A 9,111-nucleotide genomic window follows, 5' to 3' on the forward strand; every position below is an offset into this window, starting at 1 on the left:
CCCAAGCCGGCTCTTCGGAGAAGTCACTTCCCGGACCTGCCGCCACCCAGGATAGAACTCTGCTCCCAGCGGTGTCTTGACACAGAGGGGAGCCAGATCCGGGTGCCGAGGAACTGGCCGGGCTCGGCTACGCCCGTCACGCAAAGTCACCGATTTTGATCACGGCCAGTTGAGGGCCAGTCGCCGGACCGAGACCGAACTCGGCGCGGGTGTGCACCTTGCAGCCGTACGTACCTCTGCACTCCTACCCGTACGCCAACACCGGTGCGCTCCATGAGGGCGGGACGAGTGGCTGACCGGTCTTGTCAGGGCGTGACAGGTGTGGGGCGGGTTCGATCGGCCTGACAGTCGGGGTCTGGGCGGTGCATGTCATCCACGGCATGCCCGCCCGGTGGGGACCACTCCGGGTTAGGCCACCGGTCCGGGCGGCTGGCGCGGCGTACTGACACCGCGATCCCCTCGCCATACGCAAGGGAGGAGCGCCCCCACCGGACCACACACCGGTCTCGCCCTGGTCCCCGCCGTGGCGGCCCCGCAGATCCCTGTGGAGCGCCGCAATGCACACGACTCTCTCCGTTCTCTCTGACCTCGCCGCCGCGCCGCAGCCGTTGGCGGCCAACAGCATCAACCAGGTCATCTCCAACATCACCGGATGGATCATGGGCATCATCGCGCTCGTCGCGACGATGTTCCTGGTCATCGGCGGGCTGCGCTACATGGCGGCCGGAGGTGACCCGGCGCAGGTGGAGCAGGCGAAGGGCAACTTCAAGTCCGCGCTGATCGGTTACGCCCTCGCGGTGTTGGCCCCGGTGGTCCTGCAGGTGTTGCAGGGCATCCTCGGCGGCTGAGGCGGGCTGCGGTCATGGTGGACTGGCTGATGGGCGGCCTGGTCGGTTGGCTCGCCGAGACGGTCAACGCCCTTCTCGGCGGGCTGCTGGCTTTCCTCACGTCGTCGATCTTCGTCTCGCCGGACGTCACGGTCCTGCCGCAGGTGCGGTCGATCGCCGGCAACAGTGCGCTGGTCGTCAACGCCTGCTTCGTCCTCGCGGCCATCGCCGCCGGTATCGCCGTGATGCTCGGCGATTCCGTCGAAACCCAGTACCACGTCAAGCACCTCGTACCCCGGCTCGTGGTCGGGTTCGTGCTGTCCGCGTTCGCGGTCCCCCTCACTGGTGTGCTCATCAACGTTGCCAACGCGCTGACGGTGGCGATGGCCGGTGAGGCCGCACCGACCACCGAGGCGATCACCTTCGTCCAGGCACGCGTCGAGTCGGCGATGACCGACCCGAGCAACGCCCTGCTCATCGCCGTCATCGGCCTGCTCATCGTCGTGCTGGCGTTCATGCTCATTGGCGGCTGGCTGGCACGCATCGGGATGCTGGTCGTCCTGGCCGGGATCGCGCCGGCGGCGCTGGCCTGCTACGCCACCCCCTGGACCCAAGGTGCTGCCGACCTGTGGTGGCGGGCCCTGCTGGGCTGTCTGGCCACCCCAGCGGTGCAGGCGGTCGCGTTCTCGGCGGGCATCAACCTGCTGGTCGACCCGCAGTCGAACCTGCCGATCCTGCTCGGCCTGCCCATCTCAGACACCCTCAACCTGCTGCTCGTGATCGTGGTCCTGTGGACCACGGTCAAGATCCCGAGCCTGATGCGCCGGTTCGTCACCCAGCAGGGCCGAACCCCGAACATCACCGGCCTCATCCTGCGCACCGTCGCCGTCCAAGGCATGACACGCGGCACGGGCCGTCGTGCGCCACGACTGCTGTCCCGGGGGCCGACATGAGCACACCCACCGCCCGCTACGTCCGTCGTCCATGCACCGTCTGTCCCCACCGGAGCCGCACATGACCAACCTCGATGACACCACCGTGCGTGCTGTCGTGCCGGCCAACGTCAACGAGCCTGATCGCATCGCATTCGGGCTCACTTTTCGGCAGCTCGGCATCATCGGCGGCGTCGGCTTGGCCGGGTTCAGCGTCTACCGCACCTTTGAGCACATCCTCCCGCCGGTGGCGTGGATCGTCGCCGGGATCATCGTGTTCGCCGTCGCCATCGCCGTCGCGCTCGGCCGCCGCGACGGTCTACCTCTGGACGTGTGGCTGCGCCACGGCTTCGCCCTGTCCCACGGTCCGCGCACGCTCACGCCCGGCGCCGCGCGGGCCAGCTCCGTCGCGGCCGTCGCGGGCACGCCGAGCGTGCCGGCGCCGCTGCGATCACCCGTCACGGCGGTCAGCCCAACCGGAGTCCTCACCTGCGAGGGCACACACCGCGTCCTGATCGCCTGCGGCACCACCAACATCCACCTACGCACCGGCAACGAACAGAGCGCGCTGCTGGACGGGTTCGGCAGGTTCCTCAACAGCCTGACCGGGCCGGCGCAGATCGTCGTGGCCGCGCAGGAACACGACCTGACCGTCCACGCGCAGGCAATCGTGGACCACGCACCACGCCTGCCGGATCCGGCGTTGCAGGCCGCCGCCGACGACCACGCGCAGTTTCTGCTCAACCTCGACAGCGAACGCGACCCGCTGCGCCGCCAAGTGCTCGCGGTCATCACCGGCGAGCACACGGCCGACACCGCCGTCCGCGCCCTGTCCAGCCTCGGCGTCGAAGCCGCCGCCCTGAACGGGCCGGCCGTCGCCGCCGCCCTCGCCAGCGCGGTCGACCCCTTCACCCCACCCGTGCCCGGCCCGCGAGCGGTGCCCGGCACCCCCATCACCCTGCGGAGCACACCATGAACCTGTGGAAGCCCAAGACGAGGAACGTCGCGGCCGGGGATGGCATGCCGTCCCCGGCCGCTCTGTCGGTGACACCGTGGCACGTGCAGGTAGGTGACGGCTACGCCGCCACCTACGCCGTGTGCGGCTACCCGGCCGAGGTCGGCCCCGCCTGGCTCGACCCACTGCTGTCCTACCCAGGCCGGGTCGACGTCGCCGTCCACCTGGAACCCGTCGCACCACAACTGGCCGCGCCGATGCTCAAACGCCAACGCGCCCGCCTCGAATCCTCCCGCCGCCTGGACGCCGACCATGGACGCCTCGGTGACCCGATGGTCGAGGCGGCAGCCACCGACGCCGCCGACCTCGCCGAACGCGTGGCCCGCGGTGCGGCGAAACTGTTCGACGTCGGCATCTACGTCACCATCCACGCCCGCACCCTCGACGAACTCGCCACCGTCACCGCGGGCGTGAAGTCCGCCGCCGCGTCGGTGCTTCTCGACCTGCAACCGGCGACGTTCCGCCACCAGCAGGGCTGGATCTCGACCCTGCCGGTGGGTGTGGACCCGCTGCGGATGCGCCGCATTCTCGACACCACCGCCCTGGCGGCGGCGTTCCCCCTCGCGTCGGCGGACCTCGCCGCCCCGGCGCCAGGCGTTGTCGCCTCGCCCGAGGGTGTGCTGTACGGGGTCAACACCACCTCCAACGGGGTGCTGGTGTGGAACCGGTGGGCGCAGGACAACCACAACAGCGTTGTCCTCGCCCGCAGCGGCGCCGGGAAGTCCTACTTCGTCAAACTGGAGGTACTGCGCAACCTGTACCAGGGCACCACCGTCAGCGTGATCGACCCCGAGGACGAATACACGCCCCTCGCTGAACACGTCGGCGGCACCGTCGTCCAGCTCGGCCAGTCCGGCGTACGGATCAACCCCCTCGACCTACCCGCCGACCACCGGCCCGACACCCTGACCCGACGCGGCCTATACCTACACACGCTCATCTCGGTCATGCTCGGCGCATCGCCACCGCCGGCCGAACGCGCCGCCCTCGACCGGGCCATCACCGCCACCTACCACCAGGCCGGCATCAACGGAGACCCGGCCACCTGGACCAAACCCGCACCACTCCTACGGGACCTGGCCGCCACCCTCGACGCCGACGACGACCCGGCTGCCGGGCAACTCACCGCCCGCCTCGCCCCATGGACCAGCGGGAACTTCGCCAGCCTGTTCGACGGGCCGACCACCACCGCCCCGAGCGGGCATCTGGTGGTGTGGTCGCTGCGGCACCTGCCCGACGAGCTGCGCACCGTCGGCACCCTTCTAGCCCTGGACTCGATCTGGTCGGGCATCGACAACCCGACCACGAGTTCACGCCGGCGACGCAAGCTCGTGGTGGTGGACGAGGCCTGGCTGCTCATGCGGGACAGCGAGGGCTCCCGGTTTTTGTTCCGGATGGCCAAGGCCGCCCGCAAACGGTCCGCCGGGCTGTGCGTGATAACTCAGGACGCTGCCGACGTGCTGTCGACGGACCTTGGCCTGGCGGTGGTGTCCAACGCCGCGACGCAGGTGTTGATGCGCCAGTCGACGCAGTCCATCGACGCTGTGTCCGAGGCGTTCAGCCTGACCACCGGGGAGTCCCGGCTTTTGCTGTCCGCGCCGAGGGGCGAGGGCCTGCTTGTCGCGGGCCGGGGCCGGATTCCGTTTCGCAGCGTCGGGTCGGCGGCAGAGCATCGGATCGCCGTCACCGGTATCGGGGAGACCGAATGACCACCTCCCCGACCTGGCCCACCGAGGTGTGGCAGTGGGTCACCGCCCGGCCCTGGCTCGGCCTGCTCGCCGCCGCTGCGGTCGTCGCGGCGGTGCTCGGCCACGACCAGGTACTCGCCTGGCGGCACCGCCGCTTCGCGGCCGGCGCGCGGTGGCTGACCATTGCCGCCCCACCGGACGTCACGCCGGAGGCCGCCGCCACATTCTGGACCACCCTCATGGGAGTGCTGACTCCTTCGGTGTGGCGACGCCGGGTGTTCGGCTACCCCCATGTCGGGTGGGAGTACACCTGGACCGGCCGCGCCCTGACCATCCGCGTGTGGGTGCCCGGGACGGTGCCGCCCGGCGCGGTCGAAGCCGCCGTCCGCGCGGCCTGGCCCGCCGCCACCTGGACCGTCGAGGAGGTCGCCGCCCCAATTCCCATGCAGGTAGGTGAGGAGGTGGGTGGGGCGCATTGGCCACAGCACACCGACGGTATGCCACTGCGGGCCGAGCACGACACCGACCCGCTGCGGGCCCTGCTCGCCGCCGGTGCCGAGGTCCGCCACCGCGAACACGCGTGCGTGCAAGTCCTGGCCCGCCCGGCACCTGCCCGCCGCATCCGCGCCGCCCGCCGCGCGGCAGCGACCGCCAGCACCCATCCGCACGGACGGCCCGACATGGCCGCCCGTGCCCTGTCGGGCGCGGCGCAGCTGGCCATCGCACCCCTGCTGTGGCTCCTCGACGCGTTCACCCCCGGCTCGTCCCGGCCGCGCACCCTGGCCACGGCGGGCCGGTCGGTCGAGCGGGACCCGGTGGCCAGCGCCGACGCACGGACAGTGGTGGAGAAGGCGGTGCGGGTGCCGCACTTCGAGGTCGCGGTCCGGTTCGCCGTCGCCGCCGACCCGGACAAAACCCCACCCGACGAGCAACGGGCGAAACAGGTCCGTGAACGTCTGGTCGGGCTGGGGCACACGATCGCTTCGGCCGCCGCGGCGTACACCGGCCCGAACCGGCTGCGGCGGATGAAGATGCCGCAACCGGTGGCCACCCTCGCCGGACGGCGGTTGCGACGGGGCTTCCTGGCCACCGTGCCGGAACTGGCGGCCCTCGCCGCGCTTCCCCTAGACCCGGCGGTGCCGGGCCTGGACCGGGCGCGGGCCAAGGCCGTCCCGGCACCCGTGCAGGTGCCTGCTGGCGGCCGTGGGGTGAAGGTGCTCGGCCGATCCCAGATCGGCCGTCACAGCGTCGGCCTGCGGGTTACCGACGCCCGCCAGCACGTGCACGTGGTCGGCAAGACCGGCGTCGGCAAGTCCACGCTGCTGTTGAACATGATCCTCGGCGACATCAAAGCCGGCCGCGGGACGGTGGTCATCGACCCGCGCGGGGACCTGGTCACCGACATCCTCGACCGGCTCCCCGCCTCCCACGCCAGCAAGGTGGTGATCATCGACCCGGACCAGGAGAACCCGGCGTGTTTCAACCCGCTCGATGACGGCGGTGATCGGCACCTGGCGGTGGACAACCTGGTGGGGATCTTCGCGAAGATCTTCGCCGGCCAGTGGGGGCCACGTATGGACGACACCATGCGCGTCGCCTGCCTGACGCTGATGCGGCACGCGAAACCGACGCTGAGTCTGGTGCCGCCGCTACTTCAAGATCGAGAGTTCCGGGGCCGCTTCACCCATGGCCTGGACGACCCGGATGGGCTCGGCGGGTTCTGGCTCTGGTACGACGGCATCAACGAGACCTTCCGCGGGCAGGTCATCGCCCCCGTCCTCGCCCGGCTACGCGCGTTCCTCCTGCGGGACTTCGTCAAGAGCGTGATCGGTAACGCGCACTCGTCGTTCGACATGGGCGAGATCCTCGACGGTGGGGTCCTGCTGTGCCGGTTGCCGAAAGGCGTTCTCGGTGAGGAGACCAGCCGCATCCTCGGGTCGATGATCGTGGCGCGGGTGTGGCAGGCTGCTATCGCGCGAGCCTCGATCCCTGAGGACCAGCGAAAAGACGCCACGCTGGTCATCGACGAGTGCCAGAACTTTCTGACCTTGTCGGGCAGTGTCGGGGACATGCTGGCGGAGGCGCGCGGGTTCCGGCTCGGCCTGGTGCTGGCTCATCAGGATCTCGCCCAGTTGCCCGGTGATGTGGCGGCGGCGGTGTCGGCGAACGCCCGGTCGAAGGTGTTCTTCACCGTTGACCCGGCCGATGCCCGGGAGCTGTCGAGGCACACCAAGCCCGAGGTGGATGAGCACGACCTGGCTCACCTCGACGTCTACACCGCCGCCGCGCGGCTGCTGGTCGGCAACCGGGAGTTGCCGGCGTTCACGTTCACCACCAACCCGCCCGTGCCGGTCGTGGGTGAGGCGACCGCGATCCGGCAGGAATGCGCCGCCGCCCACGTCCAGGTCGAGGGTGAGCCGCCGATGCAGCAGCTCGCCCGCACGGCGATGAAGCGGCGCATGAACAACCGCGACCGCTGACCGTCCGGGCCGCTCGTTCGGGGCCTCGGCGGGGTGCGGCATCGGGGGCTCGTTTGGGGGTGTCTGCGACACGAGACCCCAGACGAGCCCCCCGCGCTGCTCCTGTCAGGCGCCTGACCTGCCCACATCCGGACCGTGACGGGTCCGTGAGAAAGATCGACTCATCCAGACTCCCTACGGGATTTTCTCTCCACCGGGGGGAACCACTTATGCCGTCATCACGTTCTCCTGACCTGCTGGCCATCTACCCACACATCACCAGCCGCGACCGCCGGCTGCTCCAGCTCCTCGACGACCACCAGGTACTCACCACCGACCAGATTCACCGCATGCTGTTCCTGGCCCGCCGGACGTGTCAGATCCGGCTCGGTGAGCTGGCCGCCCTGGGCCTGGTGGACCGGTTCCGGTTCCACCGGGCCGGGGGCGGCAGCCAGCCGTGGCACTGGACGCTCGGCCACCAGGGGCACCGGTTTCAGGCCGCTGCCCACCGCCGGCCCGAGCCGACGCTGCGGGCGACCCGGCAGACCGTGCACCGCCTGTCGGCCAACCCGCACCTCGCGCACCTGCTCACCACCAACGAGTTCTTCGTCCGCCTCACCGCCCACGCCCGCTGCCACGATGATGCGCGGCTGGATCGGTGGTGGTCCGAGACGGCCACGACGAAGCAGTTCCGGACCATCACCGCCGACGGCCACGGCCTGTGGAGCAGCGGCAACACCACGGTGGGGTTCTTTCTAGAGGCCGACACCGGCACCGAACCCCTCGGGCGCGTCGTGGCGAAGCTCGACCGGTACGCGCTGCTGATCCGGCGCGGCGGGCCCCGCTATCCGGTGCTGTTCTGGCTCGCCAGCGAACACCGCGAGGAACACCTGCACCGACTCCTGGACGGCGACGTGCCGTGCGCCACCGCCACCCACGCCACCGATCCGGCCGAGGCGGTCTGGCTCCCGGCCGGCGCGACCGCCCGGCTGCGGCTCGCCGACCTGCCCAGCGACCACGGGCAGCCGGTGGCAGACAACCCGAACTTCGACGACGACGGCGTCTTCGTGGTCTGACAGACCCTGACAGCGGCACGGCGGTTCCTGTCAGCGCAGGTCAGAGGCATGAGGGTGGCTCCTGGCGGGGATGGTGCTGTCAGGTCACGGCGCTACGGTGCAGCTTCACTTTTCTGCTCGCACCGCCGCCCGTCTGTCCCCCGAATCTGCCCGCGCCAGCGGGATCACCCCCAGCCCACCCCTTCGGTCGGCCGTGATCCCCACCGCGCCCACGACGGCAGCTTCCCTGTGCAGACGCCGCGCCCCGGTGCCACCACCCGCACCCATCCCACGCCCACCCCTGCCCGAAGGGATCGCCCCGTCATGCCCACGCCCACCCCGACCATCGGACAAGTGGTCACCGTCTGCTTCGCCCCCGGCGCCGACGCCGACTGGTTCGCCGCCTCCGAGAAGGTCAACGACCTCCTACACGCCAACGGCACCCCAGCCCGCCGCTACCACGTCCGCCACCGCCGCCTCATCGGTTGGCTGACCCGGTTCTTCGGCTACTACCTGCTCGACGCCGCCCGCCGCTTCGGCGCGCTCACCCTCGCCGCCGGAGGCCGCAAGAGCCGCCTCGACCTGACCCGCACCGCCGCGAACGCCGCCCACCACGCGGCCCTGCGGTGGCGTGCCTGGAACTTCCACATCGCCGCCACCACCAAACCCGCCCGCCCGTGGGAGGACTTCCTCGCCCAACACCACGCCGACCCCGGCAAGGTCAGCCGTAACGAGGCCCGCCGCCGCTTCGAGCAGCAGCCCCGCGTGGTCGCGATGATCGCCCACCACTTCGACCCGTACGAGTTGCCCGTCTACCAGGCCGGAGAAGCCACTTACACCGGCCTGCACTGGCGCATCGCGCTGATCGGCGACGCGCTGATCACCACCGACGGCCGTCTCCTCGCCCCGGTCAGCGACTCGGTCGCGGACCGGTTCCGGTTCCTCAACGAGGCATGCGCCTACGTCCGCGGCCTACGCACCGACGCGCGACTGTGCGCCATCACCATCGCCTAACCGAGCCCTGCTGAACCCGAAGGCCGGTCGGACCCCGGAGTGCTCGGCACCGACCGTGTCGAGGTGGGCGGCCCACCGGTCCAGTTCGGCGCGGTCGGGCACGTGGTAGCCGAGGTGGTGC

The 9,111-nt window shown here is 70.7% G+C and carries 7 protein-coding genes; all 7 read left to right on the top strand.

Going from position 1 to position 9,111, the window contains the following annotated elements; all coding sequences use genetic code 11:
- The first annotated feature begins 557 nt into the window (after window positions 1-557).
- The 7 genes from AB0M52_RS25230 to AB0M52_RS25260 all read left to right on the top strand — a co-directional run bounded on the left by AB0M52_RS25230 (window position 558) and on the right by AB0M52_RS25260 (window position 8,990).
- Window positions 558-848, top strand: a complete 291-nt coding sequence (locus tag AB0M52_RS25230; RefSeq protein ID WP_363958322.1) for a pilin — start codon at window positions 558-560, stop codon at window positions 846-848.
- Between the two features lie 14 nt (window positions 849-862).
- Window positions 863-1,780: a conjugal transfer protein TrbL family protein gene (locus AB0M52_RS25235; protein WP_363958325.1), complete on the top strand. Its 918-nt coding sequence runs from the start codon at window positions 863-865 to the stop codon at window positions 1,778-1,780.
- A 61-nt stretch (window positions 1,781-1,841) separates the two neighbouring features.
- Window positions 1,842-2,735, top strand: a complete 894-nt coding sequence (locus AB0M52_RS25240) for a PrgI family protein (protein WP_363958328.1) — start codon at window positions 1,842-1,844, stop codon at window positions 2,733-2,735.
- The gene (locus AB0M52_RS25245) at window positions 2,732-4,483 is read left to right on the top strand and encodes a DUF87 domain-containing protein (RefSeq protein ID WP_363958331.1); all 1,752 of its coding nucleotides are present in this window, start codon (window positions 2,732-2,734) and stop codon (window positions 4,481-4,483) included. Before AB0M52_RS25240 ends, AB0M52_RS25245 begins: the two co-directional genes overlap by 4 nt.
- Complete coding sequence (locus AB0M52_RS25250) at window positions 4,480-6,942, top strand: DUF87 domain-containing protein (RefSeq protein WP_363958333.1); 2,463 nt, start codon at window positions 4,480-4,482, stop codon at window positions 6,940-6,942. Before AB0M52_RS25245 ends, AB0M52_RS25250 begins: the two co-directional genes overlap by 4 nt.
- Window positions 6,943-7,151: 209 nt before the next feature.
- Window positions 7,152-7,997, top strand: a complete 846-nt coding sequence (locus tag AB0M52_RS25255) for a replication-relaxation family protein (RefSeq protein ID WP_363958336.1) — start codon at window positions 7,152-7,154, stop codon at window positions 7,995-7,997.
- Window positions 7,998-8,300: 303 nt separating this feature from the next.
- Window positions 8,301-8,990: a hypothetical protein gene (locus AB0M52_RS25260; RefSeq protein ID WP_363958339.1), complete on the top strand. Its 690-nt coding sequence runs from the start codon at window positions 8,301-8,303 to the stop codon at window positions 8,988-8,990.
- Window positions 8,991-9,111 lie beyond the last annotated feature (121 nt).

It is taken from the genome of Micromonospora sp. NPDC051296 (genome assembly GCF_040682255.1).
GTDB classification, from domain to species: Bacteria; Actinomycetota; Actinomycetes; order Mycobacteriales; family Micromonosporaceae; genus Micromonospora; species Micromonospora craterilacus.